At 77.0% G+C, this 22,209-nt stretch carries 21 protein-coding genes and 1 tRNA gene; 17 read left to right on the top strand and 5 right to left on the bottom strand.

The features are described from left to right. Positions 1-13 precede the first annotated feature (13 nt). The 9 genes from E1O70_RS19025 to E1O70_RS18985 all read left to right on the top strand — a co-directional run bounded on the left by E1O70_RS19025 (position 14) and on the right by E1O70_RS18985 (position 11,716). Entirely contained in the window at positions 14-580 is a 567-nt protein-coding gene (locus E1O70_RS19025; protein ID WP_061268560.1) for a hypothetical protein, read from the top strand. Continuing rightward, positions 577-2,256, top strand: coding sequence for an AAA family ATPase (locus E1O70_RS19020; RefSeq protein WP_082774654.1), 1,680 nt, complete (start codon positions 577-579; stop codon positions 2,254-2,256). The genes E1O70_RS19025 and E1O70_RS19020 overlap by 4 nt, the downstream gene beginning before the upstream one ends. Next, on the top strand, positions 2,253-3,611 hold the full coding sequence (locus E1O70_RS19015; RefSeq protein WP_061268559.1) for a hypothetical protein: 1,359 nt from the start codon (positions 2,253-2,255) through the stop codon (positions 3,609-3,611). Before E1O70_RS19020 ends, E1O70_RS19015 begins: the two co-directional genes overlap by 4 nt. Next, complete coding sequence (locus E1O70_RS19010) at positions 3,608-4,648, top strand: glutamate ABC transporter substrate-binding protein (RefSeq protein WP_061268558.1); 1,041 nt, start codon at positions 3,608-3,610, stop codon at positions 4,646-4,648. The genes E1O70_RS19015 and E1O70_RS19010 overlap by 4 nt, the downstream gene beginning before the upstream one ends. After that, a complete protein-coding gene (locus E1O70_RS19005; protein WP_061268557.1) occupies positions 4,645-5,751 on the top strand; it encodes a hypothetical protein in 1,107 nt (368 codons plus the stop codon). The genes E1O70_RS19010 and E1O70_RS19005 overlap by 4 nt, the downstream gene beginning before the upstream one ends. Next, positions 5,748-8,099 carry a serine/threonine-protein kinase gene (locus E1O70_RS19000; RefSeq protein WP_061268556.1) on the top strand — a complete coding sequence of 784 codons (2,352 nt, stop codon included), beginning with the start codon at positions 5,748-5,750 and terminating at the stop codon, positions 8,097-8,099. The genes E1O70_RS19005 and E1O70_RS19000 overlap by 4 nt, the downstream gene beginning before the upstream one ends. Then, a complete protein-coding gene (locus E1O70_RS18995) occupies positions 8,096-9,394 on the top strand; it encodes a PP2C family protein-serine/threonine phosphatase (protein ID WP_082774653.1) in 1,299 nt (432 codons plus the stop codon). The genes E1O70_RS19000 and E1O70_RS18995 overlap by 4 nt, the downstream gene beginning before the upstream one ends. A gap of 70 nt (positions 9,395-9,464) precedes the next feature. Further along, a complete protein-coding gene (locus tag E1O70_RS18990) occupies positions 9,465-10,748 on the top strand; it encodes a VWA domain-containing protein (RefSeq protein ID WP_061268555.1) in 1,284 nt (427 codons plus the stop codon). Further along, positions 10,745-11,716: an FHA domain-containing protein gene (locus tag E1O70_RS18985; RefSeq protein WP_061268554.1), complete on the top strand. Its 972-nt coding sequence runs from the start codon at positions 10,745-10,747 to the stop codon at positions 11,714-11,716. The genes E1O70_RS18990 and E1O70_RS18985 overlap by 4 nt, the downstream gene beginning before the upstream one ends. Positions 11,717-11,723: 7 nt before the next feature. Here the strand turns inward: E1O70_RS18985 and E1O70_RS18980 are convergent, their stop codons facing one another. Next, the gene (locus tag E1O70_RS18980; protein WP_370670919.1) at positions 11,724-12,209 is read right to left on the bottom strand and encodes an Hsp20/alpha crystallin family protein; all 486 of its coding nucleotides are present in this window, start codon (positions 12,207-12,209) and stop codon (positions 11,724-11,726) included. A gap of 337 nt (positions 12,210-12,546) precedes the next feature. On the opposite strand from E1O70_RS18980, the gene E1O70_RS18975 reads away from it, so the two are divergent. From E1O70_RS18975 to E1O70_RS18955, 5 genes are all read left to right on the top strand, one after another. Then, positions 12,547-13,251: a biotin transporter BioY gene (locus tag E1O70_RS18975; RefSeq protein ID WP_082774652.1), complete on the top strand. Its 705-nt coding sequence runs from the start codon at positions 12,547-12,549 to the stop codon at positions 13,249-13,251. 20 nt (positions 13,252-13,271) lie between these two features. After that, entirely contained in the window at positions 13,272-14,669 is a 1,398-nt protein-coding gene (locus tag E1O70_RS18970; RefSeq protein ID WP_061268553.1) for a class I adenylate-forming enzyme family protein, read from the top strand. After that, complete coding sequence (locus E1O70_RS18965) at positions 14,666-15,877, top strand: thiolase family protein (RefSeq protein ID WP_338077839.1); 1,212 nt, start codon at positions 14,666-14,668, stop codon at positions 15,875-15,877. Before E1O70_RS18970 ends, E1O70_RS18965 begins: the two co-directional genes overlap by 4 nt. A 104-nt stretch (positions 15,878-15,981) precedes the next feature. Beyond that, positions 15,982-16,662, top strand: coding sequence for an energy-coupling factor ABC transporter ATP-binding protein (locus tag E1O70_RS18960; RefSeq protein ID WP_061268581.1), 681 nt, complete (start codon positions 15,982-15,984; stop codon positions 16,660-16,662). Further along, on the top strand, positions 16,659-17,258 hold the full coding sequence (locus E1O70_RS18955) for an energy-coupling factor transporter transmembrane component T family protein (RefSeq protein WP_061268551.1): 600 nt from the start codon (positions 16,659-16,661) through the stop codon (positions 17,256-17,258). The genes E1O70_RS18960 and E1O70_RS18955 overlap by 4 nt, the downstream gene beginning before the upstream one ends. Before the next feature lie 110 nt (positions 17,259-17,368). Here E1O70_RS18955 and E1O70_RS18950 read toward each other — a convergent pair whose 3' ends face one another. From E1O70_RS18950 to E1O70_RS18940, 3 genes are read right to left on the bottom strand one after another with little or no spacing between them, the layout of a single operon-like run. Continuing rightward, positions 17,369-18,691: an MFS transporter gene (locus E1O70_RS18950; protein WP_061268550.1), complete on the bottom strand. Its 1,323-nt coding sequence runs from the start codon at positions 18,689-18,691 to the stop codon at positions 17,369-17,371. Further along, positions 18,688-19,311 (bottom strand): ArsR/SmtB family transcription factor, encoded by a 624-nt coding sequence (locus E1O70_RS20210; protein ID WP_061268549.1) that lies wholly within the window; start codon positions 19,309-19,311, stop codon positions 18,688-18,690. The genes E1O70_RS18950 and E1O70_RS20210 overlap by 4 nt, the downstream gene beginning before the upstream one ends. Before the next feature lie 47 nt (positions 19,312-19,358). Then, positions 19,359-20,096 carry a phosphatase PAP2 family protein gene (locus tag E1O70_RS18940; protein ID WP_061268548.1) on the bottom strand — a complete coding sequence of 246 codons (738 nt, stop codon included), beginning with the start codon at positions 20,094-20,096 and terminating at the stop codon, positions 19,359-19,361. A 234-nt stretch (positions 20,097-20,330) separates the two neighbouring features. Between E1O70_RS18940 and E1O70_RS20020 the strand changes: the two genes are divergently transcribed. From E1O70_RS20020 to E1O70_RS18930, 3 genes are all read left to right on the top strand, one after another. Continuing rightward, entirely contained in the window at positions 20,331-20,471 is a 141-nt protein-coding gene (locus tag E1O70_RS20020) for a hypothetical protein (RefSeq protein WP_157446647.1), read from the top strand. Between the two features lie 134 nt (positions 20,472-20,605). Next, positions 20,606-21,307 carry an oligoribonuclease gene (gene orn, locus E1O70_RS18935; RefSeq protein WP_082774658.1) on the top strand — a complete coding sequence of 234 codons (702 nt, stop codon included), beginning with the start codon at positions 20,606-20,608 and terminating at the stop codon, positions 21,305-21,307. A gap of 92 nt (positions 21,308-21,399) precedes the next feature. Further along, positions 21,400-21,475: transfer RNA gene (locus E1O70_RS18930), tRNA-His, on the top strand. Positions 21,476-21,560: 85 nt separating this feature from the next. On the opposite strand, the gene E1O70_RS18925 is transcribed toward E1O70_RS18930, so the two are convergent. Further along, on the bottom strand, positions 21,561-22,202 hold the full coding sequence (locus E1O70_RS18925; protein ID WP_061268547.1) for a LysE family translocator: 642 nt from the start codon (positions 22,200-22,202) through the stop codon (positions 21,561-21,563). Positions 22,203-22,209 lie beyond the last annotated feature (7 nt).

Here is a 22,209-nt window from a genome sequence, read left to right as displayed (position 1 = left end):
GACCCCGAGCTAGATGGGCTGGTTCTCCGACGTGATCGGCCGCCTCGGCGGCCGGTCCTCCGCGCCCGAGCCCGAGCACGAGCTGCCGGCCCCGCCCACGTCGACCGACATCCTCGCGTCGGTCGAGCGGGTCGAGCAGCAGATCGAGGGGCGCGTGCCGCCCGCCGTGACGGCGCGCGTGCACCGCATCACCGGCACGGTCGAGGAGATGGTCCCGCGCCTCGACCGTCTCGGCGGCGGGTCGCAGCAGGCGCACACGGTCGTCGCGACGGCGACGAGCTACCTGCCCGAGGCCGTCGGCGCCTACCTGCGCCTGCCGCGCGACTTCGCCGACCGACGGGTCGTCGCGCAGGGCAAGACGTCGCTCATGCTGCTGTGCGACCAGCTCGACCTGCTCGGCGTGACGCTCGACAAGATCTCCGACGCCGTGTCGCGGGCCGACGCTGCGGCCCTCGTCGCGCACGGCGCGTTCCTCGCGGAGAAGTTCCGCGACTCGTCGATCGCGCTCGACCCCGGCGCGGGCCGGGGCACGCCGCAGCCGGGTCCGCCGTCGGAGCCCGGACGACTGGAGGCACCGTGACCACCCCGGACACCCCGACCCTCGCGGCGGCGCTCGACGCGCTGGACGCCGCCGCGCGTGCCGCGGGCGTCGACGAGGAGGCCGCCCGCGACGAGGGCGCGCGCCTCGCCGCGGCCGTCGCCGAGTCCTCCCCGGGCGCCCCGGCGGCGTGGCTCGCCGCGCTGGGCCACGACCCGGCGGCGACGGGCGCGTTCTTCACCGCGGCGTCGAGCGCCCGGCGCTGGCGCACGTCCCCGACCGACGTCCTCGCCGCCCTCGGGGCGGCGCGCTCGAAGCACGCGACGGCGTACGGGCAGGCGCTCGCCGACGTCGCCCGCGCGGCTGCGCGCCTCGGCTCCCCCGGCCCGCACGTCGCCGGGGCCGCCGCCGCGACCGCCGCCGTCCAGCAGGCCGGAGCCGGCCCGGTGGCCGCCCCTGCTGCGACCCACGCGCCAGCAGGCCCGACGCCCGCCGCGGGCGGCCCGCTCGCCGCTCGCCGCGCGACGGGCGGCGCGGACCCGTTCGACCTCGGCGACCTGCTCGCCGCGCAGGGCTCGCTCGACGCGCTGCGCCGCCCGGCGCCCGAGCTCCCGTCCGTCGCGTCGATCCTCGACGCGCTCGGTGCTCGCGGGACCGAGGGCGGAGCCGCGCCGTCCGGCACGACGCACGCCCCGGCGTCGGGCACGACGGCGGGCGCGACCGCCGGGAGCGCGGAGACGGCCACGGAGACCGCCGCGGAGGTGGCGGTCGAGGAGGAGCCCGCGCGCTCGATCGAGGAGCTGCTCGCCGAGCTCGACGCGCTCACGGGCCTCACGCGCGTCAAGGACGAGATCCACCGCCAGACCGAGCTGCTGCGCGTCGAGAAGCTGCGCACCGAGGCGGGCCTGACCCGCCCCACGCTCACGCGTCACCTCGTGTTCCTCGGCAACCCGGGCACGGGCAAGACGACGGTCGCGCGGCTCGTCGCGGGCATCTACCGCGCGCTCGGTCTGCTCGAGAAGGGCCACCTCGTCGAGGTCGACCGCTCGGAGCTCGTCGCGGGCTACCTCGGTCAGACTGCCGTGAAGACGTCGGAGGTCGTCACGACCGCGCTCGGCGGCGTCCTGTTCGTCGACGAGGCGTACGGGCTCGCGGAGGACCAGTACGGCGCCGAGGCGATCAACACGCTCGTCAAGGACATGGAGGACCACCGCGACGAGCTCGTGGTCATCGTGGCGGGCTACCCCGGCCCGATGGCCGACTTCCTCGCGACGAACCCCGGCCTCGAGTCGCGGTTCTCCACGACCATCACGTTCGAGGACTACGCCGACGCCGAGCTGCGCGACATCTTCGCGAGCATGGCCTCCCGGGCGGACTTCGAGCCGACCCCCGAGGCGCTCGACGTCTTCGCCCGGCTCGCCGCGGCGCAGCCGCGCACCGAGGGGTTCGGCAACGCCCGCTGGGCCCGCAACGTGCTCGACGCCGCGATCGCGCGCCACGCGTGGCGGCTCAAGGACGTCGCCGCCCCGACGATCGACGAGTTGCGCCTGCTCCTGCCCGTCGACCTCGTGGACGGCGAGGGCGCTCCCGCGCTCCTCGCGACGCTCGAGCCGCCCGCACCCGAGGACGCGCCGGCCGACCCGCCTGCCACCGAGACCACCGACGGCACCGACGACGCACCAGACACCGCACCCTCCAGCGCCGAGGAGAACGCATGACGACCACCCCGGTCCGCCCGGCGGGCCAGCAGATCGTCCCGGCCGGCGGCCCCGCGCCGGGCGGTGCCCTGACCGCCCCGGGCGGGGGCGCCGTCGTCCCGCAGGGGTCGCAGAGCGCCGCCGTGTCCCGTGCGCGCGGCGCGCTGCGACGGACGCCCGGCAAGCTGCGCCTCGTCATGGCGCTGTGCGTGCTCGCCGCGCTCGCGCTCGGCGTCCTCGGGTTCCAGGCCGGCAGCCTCCAGTCGCGCGCCCTCGCCGCGGCGAGCGAGGACGCGGCCCAGCTCGTCGGGGTCCAGGAGGTCCGCAACGCGCTCGTCGCCGCGGACGCGACCGCGACCGGGGCGTTCCTCGTCGGGGGCCTCGAGCCCGCCGACCAGCGCGCGCGGTACGACGAGCTCGTCGACCAGGCCGCGAACCGCCTCGCCACGCTCTCGGGCAGCAACGAGGCGGACGCCGCGCTGCTGGGCCAGGTGGCCGCCGACCTCACGGTCTACACGGGCCTCGTCGAGCAGGCGCGCGCCACCAACCGGCAGGGCTTCCCCGTCGGGTCCGCGTACCTCGACCAGGCCTCGACGATCCTGCGCGAGCAGATGCTCCCCGCGCTCGACGAGGTCGTGCTCGACGACGCCGACCGCGTCGCCGCGGACTTCTCGGGCGTGCGCAACGCGCTGTGGGTGCTCGCGGCCGGCCTGCTGGCCCTCGCCGTGCTCCTCGCGAGCCAGGTCTGGCTCGCGCGGCGCACGCACCGCGTGCTCAACGTGGGGCTCACCGTCGCCACGGCCGTGCTGCTCGTCGTGGGCGTCGTCTCGACGGTCCTGCTCTCCCAGGCGAGCGCCCGCGCGCACGACGTGCGGACCGGCCCGTACGCCGCGACGCTCGCCGCGTCGCAGGCCTACTCGCTCGCGAACGACGCGAAGTCCATGGAGGCGTTCACGCTCATCAAGCGCGGCTCGGGCCAGACGTACGAGGAGTCGTTCGTCGCCGCGACGGACGACGCGGCGGCACGCCTCGACACCGCGGCGTCCGAGGGCAACCTCGACGGGACGACGGCGCAGGCGCTCGACGCCTGGGTCGCGCGGCACGCCGAGATCCGCGCGCTCGACGACGCGGGCCAGTGGGACGACGCGGTCGCCCTCGCGACCGCGACCGACCCCGAGAGCCCCAACGCCGCGTTCGACGCGTTCTCGGCCGCGGCGCGCGACGACATCGAGACCCACGCCGCCGCGACGAGCGACCGCCTCGACGGCGCGGCGACGACGGCCACCGTCGCGGGCTGGCTGCTGCTCGCGGCAGGGCTCGTCGCGGCACTGCTCGCGTGGCGCGGCGTGACGGCACGACTGGAGGAGTACCGGTGACCACGACGCCCGCCCCCCACGCCCGGCCCGCCGGGACCCGCCGCACCGGCACGCGCGCGCGCCGCACCGGCGTCGTCACGACCGGGCTGGCCTCGGCGCTCGTCGCGCTGCTGACGCTCGGCGCGTGCTCCGGGCCGTCCGGCGCGGAGGACCTGCGCCTGACGACCACCCCGCAGGACGAGTCGGCCACGGAGTCCCCCGCGGCGCCCGCCGCACCGGCCGAGTGCGCCGACCCGCTCGCCTCGTACGCGCCCGAGGGCGCTCTGCCCGGCCCGGACGCCCTGCCCGGCGGCAGCACCATGGCCGCGATCCGCGACCGCGGCACGCTCGTCGTCGGCGTCTCCGCGGACACGCTGCTCATGGGCGCGCGGAACCCGCTGTCCGGCCAGATCGAGGGCTTCGACATCGACGTGCTGCACGAGGTCTCGCGCGCGATCTTCGGCGACCCCGACCGGCTGCAGTTCCGCGTCATCACGTCGGGGCAGCGGCTCGAGGTGCTCGAGAACGGCGAGGTCGACCTCGTCGCGCGCGCGTTCACCATCAACTGCGAGCGCTGGGAGTCCATCGCGTTCTCCGCGGAGTACTACCACGCGGGGCAGAAGGTGCTCGTCACGCGCGACTCGACCGCGAACGGGATCGCGGACCTCGAGGGCCAGCGCGTGTGCGCGCCCGAGGGCACGACGACGCTCACGCGCCTCGAGCAGTTCTCCGGCATCGAGCCCGTCCCGGCGACCACGCACACGCAGTGCCTCGTGCTGTTCCAGCAGGGCAAGGTCGACGCGATCACCGGCGACGACACGATCCTCGCGGGCTTCGCGGCCCAGGACCCGTACGCGAAGGTCGTCGGCGAGGCGATCAGCGACGAGCCCTACGGCATCGGCGTCCCGGCGCAGAACGTCGACATGGTGCGGTTCGTCAACGGCGTCCTGGAACAGATGAAGGCCGACGGGCGCTGGGCCGCGATCTACGGCGAGTGGCTCGGCGGCCTGGGCCCCGCCCCGACCCCGCCGGCCGCGGTGTACGGCCGCACGCCGTGACGCGCTCCCCCGCACCCGAGGCGCCGGGACGGCTCGGCGAGGCGATCCCCGCCGCCGACCTCCTGGCGTACCTCGGCGCGCTCGAGACCTGGCTCGACGAGCGCCGCACCGAGCTCGACCGTCTCGACGCCGCCGCGCAGGCCGCCGCGACGCCCGACGCCTACACCGCCGACCTCGTGCTCGCCCTGTCGCTGTGGCAGGCGATCCGCTCGCGCGCCGACGAGATCCGGCCCGTCTGGGACTCGGGCCGGGCCGACGCCGTCGCGCGCGAGAAGATCTCCCAGCTCCTGTGGGGCCGGCTCGACTCGGGCTCGGGCGCCGCGCTCGTCTCGCTCGTCGAGGCGGTCAAGCTGTGCGACGCGCTCGTCGTGCAGCTGCGCACGCGCCTGTCCTTCGACCCGCACACGGCCGACCAGGTCGCACGGCTGCGCGGCGTGCGCGCCGAGCTCGTGCGCTGCGAGGACCTCGCGGGCTCGGACGCCGACGCGCGCGGGCGCGTCGAGACCCTCCGCGGGCGCCTCGACCACCTCGTCGCGCAGGCTGCGCGCGGCGCCGACGTGTCGGGCCCGCTCGCGGAGCTCGAGACCGAGGTCGCGCGCGCCGAGCGCGACCTCATCGTCGCGTCCGCGCAGCGTCGTGAGCTGCGCCGGGACCGCGCCCGCACCGAGGAGCAGCGCGCCGCGCTCGAGGCGCGCGAGCCCGCCCTGCGCGAGCTCGTCGCGCGCTGCCGCCGCGAGATCGCGCACCCGCCGCGGCTCGCCGTCCCCGACGTCTCGCGCCTCGGCCCCGTGCCGGACTCGCGGTTCGAGCTCGACGCCTACGCGGCCCGGCTCGCGACCGTGGCCCGCGCCGTCGAGACCGTCGAGGACGCCTACACCCGTCCCCTGCGCGCGCGCGCCGAGCTGCGGTACAGCCTGGAGCGGCTCGCCGCGCGGGCCGACGTCAACGGCCGCTCGGCGTCCCCCACGGTGCGCTCGGGCCTCGCCGAGGCGCGCGAGGCCGTCGAGACGACGCCGTGCGACGTGACGCTCGCGCGGTTCCTCGTCGAGCAGTACCAGTTCCTCACCCGCGACCTGCCCACCCCGGAAGGAGCGTCGTCGTGACGACCACCGCGACCGTCCCGTGCTCGGAGCCCGGCTGCCCGGGCACCATCGAGGACGGCTACTGCAACGTCTGCGGCGCGCCCGCGGGCGGCTCCGGCACCACGCCGACGCCCGCCGCGAGCGGCATCACCGGCGTGCCCGCGCCCGGGAGCGCGGCCGCCGCCTCGCCGTCCGCCATGCTCGGCACCGGGTTCGTGCAGGGCCGCCCGGGCACCGCCGGGGCGGGCGACCCCGACGCCGAGCGCTCCACGCGCACCGGCCGCACGAGCTCGAGCCGCCTCGCGTCGACCGCGCTCGGCTCCGCGCGCACCGCCGCGACCGGCTCCAAGGCGACCCGCCGCGTCGGAACGTCCTCGACGCGCCTGCGCGGGCGTGGCCTCGGCGCGGGCCTCACGACGGTCCCGTCGGTGCCCGTCCGGGACCCGCTGCAGTCCGTCATGGCCGTGCCCGAGGTCGCCGAGCGCAAGCGCTTCTGCCCCGCGTGCGGCGAGAAGGTCGGCCGCGGGCGCGACGGCCAGCCCGGCCGCACCTCCGGGTTCTGCCCCCACTGCGGCAACCGCTTCGACTTCACCCCGCAGCTGAAGCCGGGCGACCTCGTGGGCGGCCAGTACGAGGTCGTGGGCTGCCTCGCGCACGGCGGCCTCGGCTGGATCTACCTCGCGCGCGACCAGAACGTGTCCGGCCGGTGGGTCGTGCTCAAGGGCCTGCTCAACTCCGGCGACCCCGACGCGTACGCGGCGGCGATCTCGGAGCGCCAGTTCCTCGCGGAGGTCGAGCACCCGCTCATCGTCGAGATCTACAACTTCGCGATGCACGACGGAGCCGGCTACACCGTCATGGAGTACGTCGGCGGCGAGTCGCTCAAGGAGATCCTCCAGCAGCGCCGGGAGGACAACAACGGGGTCATCGACCCGATGCCCGTGGACCAGGCCCTCGCCTACGTGCTCGCGATCCTGCCCGCGTTCGCGTACCTGCACGACCACAACCTGCTGTTCTGCGACTTCAAGCCGGAGAACGTCATCCAGCAGGGCGACGGCGTGAAGCTCATCGACCTCGGCGGCGTGCGCCGCACCGACGACCTCACCTCCGCCATCTTCGGCACGGTCGGCTATCAAGCGCCCGAGGTCGCGGAGGTCGGGCCGTCGGTCGCCTCCGACATCTACACGATCGGACGCACCCTCGCGACGCTCGTCCTCGACTTCCGCGGGAACACGACGACGTACGTCGCGTCGCTCCCGCCCGTCGCGGACACCCCGGTGTTCCAGCAGTACGACTCGTTCTACCGCCTGCTCGCCAAGGCGTGCGCGCTCGACCCGGCCGACCGGTTCGCGACCGCCGACGAGATGCGCACCCAGCTCCTCGGCGTCCTGCGGGAGGTCGTGGCGGCGGACGCCGGCCCGGGCAACCCGGCGCTGCACTCGGCGGCCTCGGTCCTGTTCGAGGCGCCGGTCGCGGACGTCGCGTCCCGCCCGCTCGCCTGGGACGAGCTGCCGACGTTGCGGCGCGACGACCACGACCCCATGGCGAGCTGGCTCGCCGGGGTCAACGTCGTGGACCCGGACGCGCGCCTCGCCGCGCTCGCCGACGCGCCCGAGGACACGGTCGAGGTGCGCCTCGCCCGGGCGCGCGCCGCGATCGAGGCGGAGCGGTTCGACGTGCTGCGCGACACGATCGCGACCATCCTCGCGGACGACCCGTGGGAGTGGCGCGCCGCGTGGATCGGGGGCCTCGGCGAGCTCGCGCAGGGCGACCCGGTCGCGGCGCGCGCGTCGTTCAACGCCGTGTACGGGCAGGTGCCGGGCGAGCTCGCGCCCAAGCTCGCGCTCGCCGCGGCCTGCGAGCTGAGCGGCGAGCCCGACATCGCCGAGTCGCTCTACGTGATCTGCGCGCGCACCGACGCGAACTACACCGCGCCGGCCGCGTTCGGGCTCATGCGCGTGCGCGAGGCGCGCGGCGACCTCGACGGCGCGCTGCACGCGCTCGACCTCGTCGGCCCGACGCGCGGGTCGTACGTCGAGTCCCGCACGCTCCGCGCGCACCTGCTCGCCGCCTCGGGCCGCGGGCTGCCCGCGCTCGCCGACGCCATGGCGAGCGTCTCGACCGTCGCGATCGCGCCGCGCGAGCGGGCCGAGCTCGCGGTGCGCGTCCTGCGCTCCGCGCTCGACACCGTGACCACCTCCGGCCCGGAGCCGACCACGCGCATCGCGGGCGTGCCCGCCGACGAGCCCGCGCTGCGCGACGCGCTCGAGGGCGCGTACCGCGAGCTCGCGTCGCTCACCGACTCGCGGGACGAGCGCATCACGCTCGTGGACCGCGCGAACGAGGTGCGCCGGTGGACGATCCGATGAGCGACTCCCCCGCGCCCGCGCCCGCACCGGTGCCCGGCGGCACGGTCGCGGAGCCTAGCGGCGTGCTCGCCTGCCCGGCGTGCGGGGAACCGTCGCCCGAGGGCGCCCGGTTCTGCGAGGCGTGCGGCACCCCGCTCGCCCCGCTCCCGACCGCGACGGGCTCGGACGCCGGGACCGGAGCTGCCGCGGACCTCGCGACCGACGCCGCGACGGACCCCGCAGCAGCCGGGACCGGGGACGGCGGGCCCGGGTCCGACGACCAGACCGCCGCCGGGACCACCGAGCCGTCGGGCGAGGCCTCCGCCGAGACCGACGGCGACGGCACCGAGAGCGGCGCGCGCCCCTGCGTGCGCTGCGGCGGCCGGGTCGCCGAGGACGGGTACTGCACCGAGTGCGGCGAGCCCGCGGCGTCGGAGCGCGACCACTGGGCCGAGCGGCCCGCGAGCTGGGTCGCCGGCGTGTGCGACCGAGGTGTGCGGCACTCGCGCAACGAGGACGCGATGGCCCTGGCGGCGAGCCCGTCCGCGACCGCCGAGCGGGCGTTCGCGGCGCTCGTCGTGTGCGACGGCGTGTCCTCCGCGCCCGACTCCGACGTCGCGAGCCTCGCCGCGGCGCGCGCCGCGCGCGACGTGCTCGCGGCGCGCGGCCCCGACGGTCCCGACCCCGTGACCGGCGAGGCCTCGGCGCGCATGGGCGCGTGGTCCGCGCTCCTCGGCGACGCGTCGCGCGCCGCGCAGGACGCGATCCTCGCGACCGTCGGCACGATGGCCGACCGCGAGAACCCGCCGTCGTGCACGTTCGTCGCGGCCGTCCTCGACGGGCCGCTCGTCGTGGCGGGCTGGGTGGGCGACTCGCGCGCCTACTGGATCCCGGACGACGGCGACGCGCACCAGCTCAGCGTGGACGACTCGTGGGCGCAGGAGATGATCGCGCAGGGCGTGCCGCGCGCCCAGGCGGAGACGTCGCCGCAGGCGCACGCCATCACGCGCTGGCTCGGCCCCGACGCCCCCGACCCGGTGGCCCGCACGGCCGCGACCCTGCCCGACCGCGACGGCTGGCTGCTCGTGTGCTCGGACGGCCTGTGGAACTACTGCTCCCCCGCGGCCGACCTGGCAGCCCTCGTGCGCAGCACGCAGGACCGCGTCGGCGACGACCCGCAGGTGCTCGCGGGCGCGCTCGTCGACTGGGCGAACGCCCAGGGCGGCCGGGACAACATCACGGCGACGCTCGCCCGGTTCTCCCGGGCGTCGTCCGCGACCCCGCCGCCGCCCCCGGCGGACCCCGCCACCGCCTGACGCGCACCGCGCGTCGGGCCCCGACGACCCGATAGCCTGCACGAACACCCGCACCACCGAAGGAGCCCCCATGGCCGAGTTCGCCGCCGAGGTCTACCAGAACGAGTTCCTGTCCGAGGGCGCGACGGACGTCCACGCGATCGTCACCGTGACGTGCCGCGGCGCCGGGAGCGCGGGGAGCGCCGGCGGCGCGGGCGGGGTGGCCGAGATCATCATGGTCGACACGTCGGGGTCGATGTCGGGGCGCAACATCGAGGCCGCGAAGCACGCGGCCCAGGTCGCGGTCGACCAGATCCTCGACGGCACGTGGTTCGCGATCGTCGGCGGCAGCCACGTCGCGAACCGTGCGTTCCCCTACCCGAACGCCCGCATGGCCATGGTGCAGATGGAGCCGGGCGCGCGCGCCGAGGCGAAGCGCGCGATCTCGATGCTCACGCCCGGCGGCGGCACGGCGATGAGCACGTGGCTGCGCCTCGCGGACCAGCTCTTCGCGACGGTGCCGCAGGCGACGCAGCGGCACGCGATCCTGCTCACCGACGGCAAGAACGAGTCCGAGCCCCGCGCCAATCTCTCGGCCGCGGTGCGGGACGTCACGGGCCACTTCCAGTGCGACGCGCGCGGCGTCGGCTCGCGCTGGCAGGTCGACGAGCTGCGCGAGATCTCCACCGCGCTGCTCGGCACGGTGGACCTCATCGCGGACCCGAACGAGATCGCCGCCGACTTCGAGAAGCTCATGCAGGCGTCCATGGCGCGCGGCGTCGCCTCGGCCGACCTGCGCGTGTGGGCCCCGCAGGGCTCGCAGGTGCTGTTCGTGCGCCAGGTCGCCCCGACCGTCGCGGACCTCACGCACCGCCGGGCCGAGGTCAACCCGCTCACGGGCGCGTACCCGACCGGGTCGTGGGGCGACGAGTCGCGCGACTACCACGTCGCGGTGCGCGTGGCCTCGAAGCCCGTCGGCTCCGAGCAGCTCGCGGCGCGCGTCCAGCTCGCCGTGAACGGCGAGGTCGTGTCCTCGGGCCTGGTCAAGGCGAAGTGGTCCGACGACGAGTCGCTCACCACGCGCATCAACCCCGAGGTCGCGCACTACACCGGCCAGACCGAGCTCGCCGCGGCGATCCAGGAGGGCCTCGCGGCCAAGGCGTCGGGCGACGAGGCGACGGCGACCGTCAAGCTCGGCCGCGCCGTCCAGCTCGCGCAGCAGACGGGGAACGAGGAGGCGACGTCGCGCCTGCGCAAGGTCGTCGAGATCGACGACGAGGAGCACGGCACCGTGCGGCTCAAGCGCAACACCTCGACGCTCGACGAGATGGCGCTCGACACCGCCTCGACGAAGACGACGCGGGTGCGTCGGTGAGCGCCGTCGTCTGCCCCAACGGGCACCCCTCGGAGTCGACCGACTACTGCGACGTGTGCGGCGAGCCCATCGCCGCGGCGTCGGCACCCGCGGCGCCCGCGGCGGGCGCGGCGTCTCCTGCTCCGGGCGGGGCCTCCGCACCGGCTCGGGCCCTCGAGTGCCCGAACTGCGGCTCGCCCGCTCCTGCCGGCGCGCTGTTCTGCGAGAACTGCGGCTACGACTTCACCACCGGCGCCCTGCCCGACCCGGTGGAGCCTGCGTCGGCGCTCTCGCTCGACCCGCCGTCGCGCCCCACGCCGGCCACCCCGGCCGCACCCGCCGCTCCCCCTGCCGCACCGGAGGCGAGCCTCGCGTCGGGCGTGACGCCGCCCCCGCTCCCGGCTCCGGCCGCGTCCCCGGCGTCCGCGGCCACCCCGCCGCCGGGCGCCTCCGCGCCGCTCGAGGCTCCGGCGTCGACGCCGGCCACCGGGACGGGCACGGGCGAGCAGCCCGCCGGTGCGTCTGCGGACCCGGCCGGCCCCGCGCCGTCGGGCGCGCACCTGCCGACGCCGCCCGTGCCCGGGCCGGACCAGTGGGTCGTCGAGATCTGGATCGACCCGGACTGGTACGCGGCCCAGCAGCCCGAGGACCCCATGCCGTCGGCGGGCCTGCCGGGGCTCGTCGTGCTGCGCGAGCGCAGCGTGCTCGTGGGGCGCCCGTCGGTCTCGCGCGGCATCCACCCGCAGGTCGACTGCGGCGCGGACACCGGGGTCTCGCGACGGCACTGCCAGCTCAGCACGGACGGGCAGCGCTGGTGGGTCGAGGACCTGCAGTCCTCGAACGGCACCTACGTGAGCCCCGCGGGCGAACCGCTCCCGACGGACCCGATCCCCGCCGGCCAGCGACGCGAGCTGGCCGACGGGGACCGCGTGTACCTCGGGGCGTGGACGCGCCTCGTCGTCCGCAAGGCGCTCCCGGGCGAGGCGTGAGCCGGGCTCAGCCCTCGGACGTCTGAGGCTCGGCCTCGGCCGTGATCTGGGTCGCCGCGCCGCCCGCGCGGTGCGCGACCTCGATCCGGCGGGGCCGGGCCTCCTCGGCCACCGGGATCGTCAGCGTCAGCACGCCGTCCTCGTACGACGCCGTGATCTTGTCGAGCGCCAGGCCGCGCCCCACCGTGAGCTGGCGCGCGTACGTGCCGGACGGCCGCTCCCGGGCGAGCCACTGGACGTCCGGGTCGGTCTGCGGGCTGCGCTCGGCGCGGATGGTCAGCGTGCGGTCCTCGACGGACACGTCGATCGTGCCCGGGTCGACGCCCGGGAGGTCCATCGTCAGCACGTAGTGGTCCCCGGCGCGGAACAGGTCGAGCGGCATGCCGCCCGAGGCCGCCGAGGCGGCGGTCGCGCGGGCGCCGGACGCGAGCTGGCCGACCAGACGGTCCATCGCGTCGAAGGTGCTCGTGAAGGGGTCGGTCATCGCAGCCACACCTCTCACCTCCTCGTCGCACGGTCCCGGACGGTCCGGGACCGGTCGGTGCTCCCGCGAGGCAGGCACCCCGCGGGCGGCTACAGCTCCTGTTTTAGCACTCTCCCCCCGAGAGTGCCAAGAGGTGCGACGAGCCGTGTCGACCGGCCGGGCAGGCCGCGTTGTGCGGCTCCCACACCGACCCCGCACCCGCGCCCGGCGCGGTTGGAGGATCCCTCCAACGCCTTGTGCGATCCGTGCACGGCGGGCCGCGGAGGTGGTCGCGAGCGCCGTCGCCCGAGGGCCGCCGTCCCGGCCAGAGTGGACACGCCCGACCACCGACATCAGGGAGCCCGCGATGACCGACGCCCGCACGGAGACGCCCGCCGCCACCCCGTCCGCCACGGCGCCCACCGCCCCGGACGCGCCGCGCGGCGCACCGCGGGACGTGCCCGACCGTCGCCGCGGCCGGTTCGCGCTCGACGCCGGCGACGCCGCGCGGGTCGCGACGTTCGCCGCGCTCCTGGCCGCGCTCGGCCTGCCCGGATCGATCGCGCTGTTCGGCAACGCGGTGCCCGTGACGCTCCAGACGCTCGGCGTCATGCTCGCGGGGGCGATCCTCGGCGCGTGGCGCGGTTCGCTCGCCGTCGCGACCTTCCTCGCGCTCGCCGCGGCCGGGCTCCCCGTCCTCGCGGGCGGGCGTGGCGGGCTCGGGGCGTTCGTCGGGCCGTCCGCGGGCTACCTCGTCGGGTTCCTCGCCGGCGCGGCCGTCGTCGGCCTGCTCGTCGACCGGCTCCGGCGCGTCACGTTCGCGCCCGTGCTCCTCGCGTGCGTCGTCGGCGGGATCGCGGTCGTCTACGCCGTCGGCATCCCGGTGCAGGCGCTCGGCACGGGCGTGCCGTTGCCCACGACCGCGCAGCTCTCGCTCGCGTTCCTGCCCGGCGACCTGCTCAAGGCGCTCGCCGCAGCCGCGATCACGGTGGGCGTCGTGCGGGCCTACCCCGCGGCCCGTCCGGTCGGGCGCACCAGCCGCGCCGCGGCCGACGGCCGCCCCGCCTCCTGAACACCTGCGAGAGTGTCCGCGTGCCCGTCGCCCACCAGGTCCTGACGCACGCCGCCGACCCGGCCGCGCGCGACCGTCCCGCCCTGCGCACGCCCGAGCGGTCGCGCACCTACGCCGCGCTCGCCGCGGACGTGCGCGCGGGCGCGACGCACCTGCGCGCGTCGGGTACGCGACCGGGCGACCTCGTCGCCGTGTCGCTGCCGGACCCGCTCGACCTGCTCACGGCGATGCTGGCCGTCGACCACCTGGGCGCGACGCCGCTCGTGTGCGACGCCGCCTGGCCGCGCGCCCACCGCGCCGAGGTGCTGCGCACGCTCGCGCCGCGCACGTTCGTCGAGGTGCCGCTGCCGCGCGGGACCGGCACCGCTGACGGCGCAGAGCCCGCGCCGCCGCACGTCCCCGGCCCCGACGACCTCGCGTGGGCCGGGTTCTCGTCGGGGAGCACCGGCCGCCCGCGCGCGGTCGTGCGCACGCGCGCGTCGTGGGCGGGGTCGTTCGACGCGGTCACCCGTCTCCTCGGGCTGCGACCCACCGACGCGGTCCTCGTCCCCGGCCCGCTCGCGTCGTCGCTGTACTGCTTCGCCGCCGTGCACACGCTCGCCGTCGGGGCGTGCGCCGTCCTCACCCGCACGCCGGCCGCGACGACGGCGGCGCTCGCGACGAGCGACGTCGTGCACCTCGTGCCGCAGGTCCTCGACGACGTGCTCGACGCCGTCGCCGCGGGCGCGCCCTCGCGGCTGCGGCACGCGGTCGTCGGCGGGGCGTCGCTCGCGCCCGGGGCGCGGGAGCGGGCGCGGGACCTCGGCGTCGACCTGCTCGCGTACTACGGCGCCGTCGAGCTGTCGTTCGTCGCCTACGACCCCGACGGGTCGGGGCTGCGCGCGTTCCCCGGCGTGGACCTGGCGGTCCGTCCGCTGCCGTCGGCGAGCGTCGGCGAGGTGTGGGTGCGCTCGCCGTGGGTGTCGCGCGGCTACCTCGCGCGCGCCACGGGACCGCTGCGGCGCGACGGCGCGTGGCACACCGTCGGGGACCTCGCCGACCCGGGGCCGGAGCCGCTCGTGCTGCGCGGCCGGGGCGACGGCGCGATCCTCTCGGGCGGGTCGACGGTCGTGCCCGAGGACGTCGAGGTCGTGCTGCGGGCCGTGCCCGGGGTGCGCGACGTCGTCGTGCTCGGCACGGCGCACCGGCGCCTCGGGGCGGTCGTGACGGCCGTCGTGGAGTGCGACGACCGGTCGGGGCTGCGCGCGCACCTCGAGCGGGTCGCCCGCGCGGCGCTCGCGCCGGCCCAGCGACCGCGGCGCTGGTACGGCACGCGCGCGCTGCCGAGGACGCCGTCGGGCAAGTCCGCGCGCGGCGCGGTGAGCGAAGCCCTGGGCGGGACGGACCTCGCGCGGTCGGGCCTGGAGCCGCTGCGGTGAGCCGGCGGATGTTCGGGGCGACGAACGGCGCGCCCGACGCGACGCCCGTGGTGGTCGCCGCGCGCCGCACGTGGGTCGGCTCCGCGGGCCACGGGCACCGGGCGCTCACCGAGGTGGACCTCGCGGCCGCGGCGCTGCGCCCGACCCTCGACGACGCGCGGGCGCACGGCGTCGACGGTGACGTTGCGGACGTCGTGCTCGGGTGCTGCACGGGCCCCGGCGGGGACGTCGCGCGCGTCGCGGCGCTCGCCGCCGGAGCGGGCGTCGGCGTGCCGGGGCTCACCGTCGACCGGCAGTGCGCGTCGGGCCTCGCGGCCGTGCTCGGCGCGGCGCAGCAGGTCCGCGCGGGCGAGGCGGCGCTCGTCCTCGCGGGCGGCACCGAGAGCGCGACGCGCTCGCCCGCGCGGGCCCACCGCACGCCCTGGGGCGACGTCCCGTACGCGCGCGCGGCGTTCGCGCCCGTGCCGTGGGCCGACCCGGGGATGGGCGCGGCGGCCGACGAGCTCGCCCGACGACGCGGCGTGACCCGCGAGCGCCAGGAGGCGTACGCGGTGCGCAGCCACGCGCGCGCCCGCGCGGCGCACGACGCCGGGCGGTTCGCCGCGGAGACCGTGCGCGTCGGCCCGCCGGGCCGTGCCCTGGAGCGCGACGAGCGCGCGCGCCGCCTCGACCCGGCCGTCGTCGCGCGGCTCTCCCCCGCGTTCACCCCCGACGGGACCGTCACGGCGGCGACGTCGAGCCCGGTGAGCGACGGCGCCGCGGTCGTCGCGGTGGTTCCCGAGGCGGTGCGCCGCGACCTGGGCCTCGCGGGCCTGCGGGTCGTCGCGTCGGCCACCGTGGGCTGCGACCCGGCGCTGCCCGGGTGGGGCCCGGTGCCCGCGGTGCGCGCGGTGCTCGACCGCGCCGGCGCGCGGCTCGACGACGTGGCCGCGGTCGAGGTCGTCGAGGCGTTCGCGGCCCAGGTGCTCGCGGTCACCGACGCGCTCGGCCTCGACCCGCTGGGCGACCCGGCGGACGACGCCCGCGTGTGCGCCGACGGCGGCGCGCTCGCGCTGGGCCACCCGTGGGGCGCGAGCGGCGCGGTGTCCGTGGTCCGGCTGTTCTCCCGGCTCGTGCGCGGGGGCGCGCGGGCCGGGACGCTCGGGCTCGCGACGGCGGCGGTCGGCGGCGGCCAGGGCGTCGCGGTGCTCGTGGAGGTGGCGCGGTGATCGCGCGGGCGGCGCGCGCCCTGCGGGGGCGACGCCGGGACCGCCCGCCCGAGGTCGCGGCACCCGCGCCCGAGCTCCCGCCGCAGGACGGCGCAGCGGGCTGCGTGGTGCGGCTCGAGGACGTGCACGTGCGGCTCGGCGAGCGCGACGTCCTGCGCGGCGTGAGCCTCGAGCTGCGCGAGCGCCGGGTCGGCGTGGTCGGGGCGAACGGCTCGGGCAAGAGCACCCTGGCCCGCCTGCTCAACGGGCTCGTCGTGCCCACCGCGGGACGCGTGCTCGTCGACGGTCTCGACACGCGCCGCCAGGGCGCGGCGGTGCGACGGCGCGTGGGGTTCGTGTTCACCGACCCGGACGCGCAGATCGTCATGCCGACCGTGGCGGAGGACGTCGCGTACTCGCTGCGCGGCGTCCCCGCGGACGAGCGCGCCGCGGTCGTGCGGCGCGCGCTCGCCGCGCGCGGCCTCGCCGAGCACGCTGACCATCCCGCGCACCTGCTCTCGGGCGGCCAGAAGCAGCTCCTCGCGCTCACCTCCGTGCTCGCGGCGGGACCGCGCCTCGTCGTGGCCGACGAGCCGACCACGCTCCTCGACCTGCGCAACACGCGCCGCGTCGCCGCCGAGCTCGCGTCCCTCCCCCAGCAGGTCGTGCTCGTCTCGCACGACCTCGCGCTCATGGACGCGATGGACCGCGTGCTCGTGGTCGACGGCGGGCGGGTCGTGGCGGACGACGCGCCGGGCCCGGCCGTCGCGCACTACCGGCGCCTGGTCGACGCGGGGCCGGGATGACGCCGGGCGGCTACCGGCCGGGCACCTCGGTGCTGCACCGCCTCCCGGCCGGGGCGAAGCTCGTCGGCCTCGCGACGGCGTCGGGCGCGGTGCTGCTCGTGTCGTCACCGGTCGCGGTGGGGGTCGTGGTCGTCGTGGTCGCGGTGCTCTACGCGCTCGCGGGGGTGGGGGCCCGCGCGGCGTGGGAGCAGGTCCGACCGCTGCGGCTCGTCGTGCCGGTGCTCCTCGCGGTGCAGTGGTTCGCGCTCGGTCCCGCCGCCGCGGTGGTCCTCACGACCCGCCTCGTGGCGCTCGTCGCGCTCGCGGGCCTCGTGCTGCTCACGACCCGCACGGCCGCGGTGCTCGCGGCGATCGAGCGCGGGCTGCGCCCGCTCCGCCGCGCGGGGGTCGACGTCGGCCGGGTCGCGCTCGTCCTCTCGCTCGCCGTGCGCTCCGTCCCGGTGGTCGCGGCGCTCGCGCAGCGCGTGCGGGACGCGTGCCGCGCGCGCGGCCGGGAGCACGACGTCCGGGCCTTCGCCGTCCCGCTCGTCGTGGGCGCCCTGCGCCAGGCGGACGCGCTCGGCGACGCGCTGCGCGCCCGCGGCCTCGACGACTGAGGCCGCCCCGGCGTCGTCTCGCCGGTGGTCCCGGTGCTGCGCCCCGCCGTCGTCCCCCCGCTGTCGTGCCCGCTGTCCCGGCCCCGCCGCTGTGCCGCCGGTCGGTCCCGCTAGCGCGCGCCGGCGACGGCGCGGCGGCCACGCAGGGCGAGCGCCGCGGCGACGGCGATGCCCGCCACGGTCACGACGAGCAGCACCCGGTAGTCCACGACCCCGACGAGCGCGGCCCCCACCACGGTGAGCAGGAGCTGGGGCACGTTGAGCAGCATGGTGCTCGCCGCGGCCACCCGGCCCTGGAGCGCGGGCGGCGTGCGGAGCTGGCGCTCGGTGACGAACCCGACGATCGCCCACGTGACGCCGAGGCCGACGCCGCCCAGCCCGACGACGACCGCCACCACGCTCGTGCCGGTCGCCGGGACGATGCCGAGCGCGAGCACGACCAGCCCCAGCGCGACGAGGCGCTGCGCGCCCCACCGGGCCGCGAGCCGGGCGGCGGTGAGGCCGGCCACGATCGCGGTCACGGCCTGGACGGACGAGACCGGGCCGAGCAGCGCGGCGGGCAGGCCGAGGCCGTCCTCGACGATCGCGAGGCTCACGGCGTTGAGCAGGCCCACCGCCCCGAACGCGACGACGAGGGCGACGGTGAGCACGCCGAGCGGGGCCGTCCGCGCGAGGTGCCGGAAGCCCGCCGTCACCTCGGCGAGGTACGGCTCGCGCTCGTCGGCCGGCGGTGTCTCGCGCACCCGCACGCGCGCCACCACCGCGGCCGCGACGACGAACGCGCCCGACGCGGCCAGGACGAGCGGCCACACGCCCGCCATCGCGTAGGCGCCCGCGCCGACGACGGGCATGAGCAGGCGGAACACCTGGTCGATCGTCGTGAGACGGCCGTTCGCGGCGGCGAGCGCGTCGTCGGGCAGCATGTCGCGCACGAGCCCGGACTGCGCCGCGGACGTCGCGAACCCGACCCCCGAGTACACGACCGTCACGAGGAGCACGAGCCACACCTGTCCCGGGCCGCGGACGAGGAGGAGCGCGAGCAGCACGGCCGCGCCGACGAGGTACGTCGCGACGAGCATCCGGCGGCGGGACACCCGGTCGGCGAGCTGGCCGAGGAACGGCGACGCGAGCGCGGGCAGGCCCAGCGCGGCGAACACGAGCCCGGCCGCACCGTTCGATCCCGTGAGGTCCTTGACCCACACGGCGAGGATGATCGCGAGCACCGAGTCGGCGAAGTTGGTGAAGCCCCACGCGACGGAGAGCAGCCGGAAGGGGCGCCCGCGGAGCGCCGCCCGTGCGTCCGGTCCCGGCGTCGTGCTCTCGCGCTGCGGCGCGGACGCCCCGGTCGCCCTCTCCCCGGTCGCCGTCGGCGCGGCGGTCGACGTCGGCGCCGCGGCCTGGTCCGTGGCCGCCGGCTCGGACGGCGCGGTCACCGGGGGTCCGCGGGCGGGTCGGCGTTGACGACGGCGAACAGCCGCGCCGGTCGCGCGCCCTCGGGGCGCAGCGCCGGGTCCTCCCAGCGCCCGGCGAACCGGTCGGTGAGCGCCTCGACCTCGCGCGCGAGCGCGTCGAGCTCCTCGCGCGTCGCGTAGAACGACGACGAGCTGAGCGTGGAGGCGAGCAGCCACCGCGGGTCTTCCGCCGCGGCGCCGGCGAGCCACGCCCGCACGCGCGCCGCCTCCTGGCCGAGCACGAGGTCCGCCACGGCGCTCGCCGCGGGCAGCGACTCGGGCACGTCGGGGTCGAAGCGGGTCTGGCGGCCGCGCCCGACCGTCCGCCACGGGCGCTCCTTGCCGCGCCGCTCGGCGGCCTCGACGTAGCCGTACTTCGCGAGCATGCGCAGGTGGAACGAGCAGCTCGCGACCGACTCGCCCGTGACCTCGGCGCAGCGCGTGGCCGTGACCTCGCCCTCGTCGTCGAGCAGCGCGAGGATCCGCAGGCGCAGGGGGTGCGCGAGGGCGCGGATGCTCGCCGGGTCGGTCGCGACGACCGGCTCCGGCGGGGTCGTGCTCGCGGGGGTGCCCGGCGCGGGGCGGTCGGCAGCGGTCGTCATGGCGACGACGCTACGTCACGAAAGATATCTTGCGCAAGAGTTCTTTCTTAAGATTCCTCGGGCGGCGCCTCGACGCGCCGCGGGGATGCCTCCGGTCGAGCCAGCAGGTCGTGCACCCGGCTGACCGCGACCACGACGCCGAGCACCGCCACGGCCAGGCAGAGCCCGGCGAGGACGTCCGTGAGGAAGTGGTACCCGAGGTAGAGCCGGCTCAGCGCCACGGTCCCGACGACGAGCACCGACGCCACGACCCAGACCGTGAGCACGCGCGCGTCGCGGTGGCGGTGCCACACGAGGTAGCCCCCGACGAGCACGAGCGCCGCCGCGCCGATCGTGTGGCCCGACGGGAACGAGAACGACCGCTCCACCCCGGCCACGACCATCGAGACGTCCGGGGGGCGCGGTCGCGCGATCACGGCCTTGAGCACGCTCGAGACGAGGGTCGCGAGCACCATCGCCCCGGCGAGCAGGCCCGGCTCCCACCACGTCCCCGAGCGGCGGGCCCACACGACGCACCCCACCGCCACGAGGACGGGCAGCACGAACGGGCCGAACACGTTCGTCACGACCGTCAGCACCCCCGTGGCGACGGGAGTCCGGTGCGCGACCATCCAGGCCAGCAGCGGCTCGTCGAACCGCCAGAGGTCGTCCCGCTCCCGGACGGAGTCCAGCAGGCCGGCGAAGCCCAGGACGCCGACCAGGACCAGGAGCACCCCCGGCCAGACGCTCACGAGCACCGCCCGCGGCGACGTGCCCTCCTTCGACCCGCTCGTCGTCGCACCCATCCCCGGAGGCTACGGAACGCGGGCCGACGACGCAGCGCGGCACGGTCCCGGGCCGACCCTCCGACGGACCGGACGGGCCCCCGGGCGGTCCTGGCGAAAATCCCGTGCGCCCCCGGCGCCCGGCGTGGTCGTATGAGCACACACCGCGGTGGCGTCCGTCCGGTCCGTACCGGGCGGTGGAGGGTCAGGCCAGACCCACGAACCCAGCGTCACGAGAGCAGCACCATGCATCCCTTGATCACGTACGACGTGGCGGCCCTCAGCCGTCGCGAGCAGCTGCAGGAGCAGACCCTGCGCCGGTCGCAGCTGCGCCGCACCACGACCCGCGTCCCGGCGCACACCCGGCAGGCCCGCCTGTCGCGCCGCACCGCATGACGCGCACCGAGCGCTCGTCGCACCGGGGGCACACCCCGCCGGGCGAGAGCGCGACCCGTCGAAGGCCTCGGCCGTCCGGACCCTCCGTGGACCGGACCGCCGGGGCCTTCCTCGTGCGCGGCTAGGCTGTGGGCGTGAGCCCTGTGAACGCGAACGAACGCATCGTCTGGATCGACTGCGAGATGACCGGGCTCGACCTGGGCGCCGACGCCCTCGTCGAGGTCGCCGCGGTCGTCACCGACTCCGAGCTCAACGTGCTCGGCGACGGGGTCGACGTCCTGGTCCGCCCCCCGGCCGAGGCGCTCGAGCAGATGGGCGACTTCGTGCGCCAGATGCACACGACGTCCGGCCTCCTGGACGAGCTCGACGAGGGCCTGACGCTGGCCGAGGCCGAGCAGCGCGTCCTGGACTACGTCCGCACCTGGGTGCCGGAGCCCGGGAAGGCGCCCCTCGCGGGGAACTCCGTCGGGACCGACAAGGCGTTCCTCGACCGCGACATGCCGGCCCTCATGAGCCACCTGCACTACCGGATCATCGACGTCTCCTCCGTCAAGGAGCTCTCGCGCCGCTGGTACCCCCGCGCCTACTTCTCCTCTCCCGAGAAGCACGGCGGGCACCGCGCGCTCGCCGATATCCTCGAGAGCATCGACGAGCTGCGCTACTACCGCGCCGCCGTCTTCGTGCCCGCGCCGGGCCCGGACTCGGCGACCGCCCGCAAGATCGCGGAGCAGGTCGTCACGACGAGCGTGACCCTCGGGCGCACGCGCCCCGCGGAAGGCACGGACGCCACCGACGACCCGGCCGTGGCGACCGTCACAGGAGCCGGCGAGGTCTGACGCGAGAAAGGCGTCCAGGAGCACCCCGCGGACCGGGTACACTTTTCGACGGCCGGTGCTCCAGGCGCCGGTCCGTGAGCACGGCTCACATGGTGGGTATAGCTCAGCTGGTAGAGCACCTGGTTGTGGTCCAGGGGGTCGCGGGTTCAAGTCCCGTTACTCACCCCAGACGGCGAGGGCCGGTCTCCGTACGGAGACCGGCCCTCGTCGCGTCCCGTGCCCGAGGAGCCCCCGTCGGCGCGCTCCGGGCCGCTCAGGGTGCGCGGTGCGACGCGACGGCGAGGACGCCACCGAGGCCGATCATCATCCCGCCGCCCGCGGCCCGCACCGCGCCGAGCCGTCGGGGCGAGGACGCGAACCACGAGCGGGCCGCGCCCGCCGCCAGCGCCCAGACGCTGTCGCACACGAACGCGATGAGGGTGAAGACGAGCCCGAGCACCACCATCTGCGCGGGCACGCGGCCCGCGTGGAAGTCGGTGAACTGCGGCAGCACCGCGACGAAGAACACGATCGTCTTGGGGTTGGTCACCCCGACGGCGTAGCCCTGCCGCACCACGCGCCACCAGGGCTCGCGGACGGGGGCGGCGTCGACGGTGACGGTCCCGTCGCGCCGGTGGCGGACCGCCTGGACGCCGAGCCACACGAGGTAGGCGGCCCCGACGAGCTTGACGACCGTGAAGATCGCGACCGACGTCGCGACGACCGTCCCGACCCCGAGCGCCACCGCGACCACGAGCGTGAGCGCGCCCAGCTCGTTGCCGAGCACGCTGAGCACGCCGCCGCGGTGGCCCAGCGTGAGCGAGCGGCCGACGACGAAGAGCACGCTCGGGCCCGGGATCGCGACGAGCACGAGGGAGGCGAGCGCGAAGGCGAGGAGGGCGTCGAGGTGCGGCACAGCGCCA

It is taken from the genome of Cellulosimicrobium funkei (genome assembly GCF_004519295.1).
GTDB lineage: Bacteria > Actinomycetota > Actinomycetes > Actinomycetales > Cellulomonadaceae > Cellulosimicrobium > Cellulosimicrobium funkei.
This window is presented reverse-complemented; position numbering and strand designations above follow the sequence as displayed.

What these genes read in the sequence shown, in the direction of transcription:
- E1O70_RS19025 (WP_061268560.1), top strand. Translation starts at nt 14, where the DNA reads ATGGGCTGGTTCTCCGACGTGATCGGCCGCCTCGGCGGCCGGTCCTCC.
- E1O70_RS19015 (WP_061268559.1), top strand. Translation starts at nt 2,253, where the DNA reads ATGACGACCACCCCGGTCCGCCCGGCGGGCCAGCAGATCGTCCCGGCC.
- E1O70_RS18995 (WP_082774653.1), top strand. Translation starts at nt 8,096, where the DNA reads ATGAGCGACTCCCCCGCGCCCGCGCCCGCACCGGTGCCCGGCGGCACG.
- E1O70_RS18990 (WP_061268555.1), top strand. Translation starts at nt 9,465, where the DNA reads ATGGCCGAGTTCGCCGCCGAGGTCTACCAGAACGAGTTCCTGTCCGAG.
- E1O70_RS18975 (WP_082774652.1), top strand. Translation starts at nt 12,547, where the DNA reads ATGACCGACGCCCGCACGGAGACGCCCGCCGCCACCCCGTCCGCCACG.
- E1O70_RS18955 (WP_061268551.1), top strand. Translation starts at nt 16,659, where the DNA reads ATGACGCCGGGCGGCTACCGGCCGGGCACCTCGGTGCTGCACCGCCTC.
- E1O70_RS20210 (WP_061268549.1), bottom strand. Translation starts at nt 19,311, where the DNA reads ATGACGACCGCTGCCGACCGCCCCGCGCCGGGCACCCCCGCGAGCACG.
- E1O70_RS18940 (WP_061268548.1), bottom strand. Translation starts at nt 20,096, where the DNA reads ATGGGTGCGACGACGAGCGGGTCGAAGGAGGGCACGTCGCCGCGGGCG.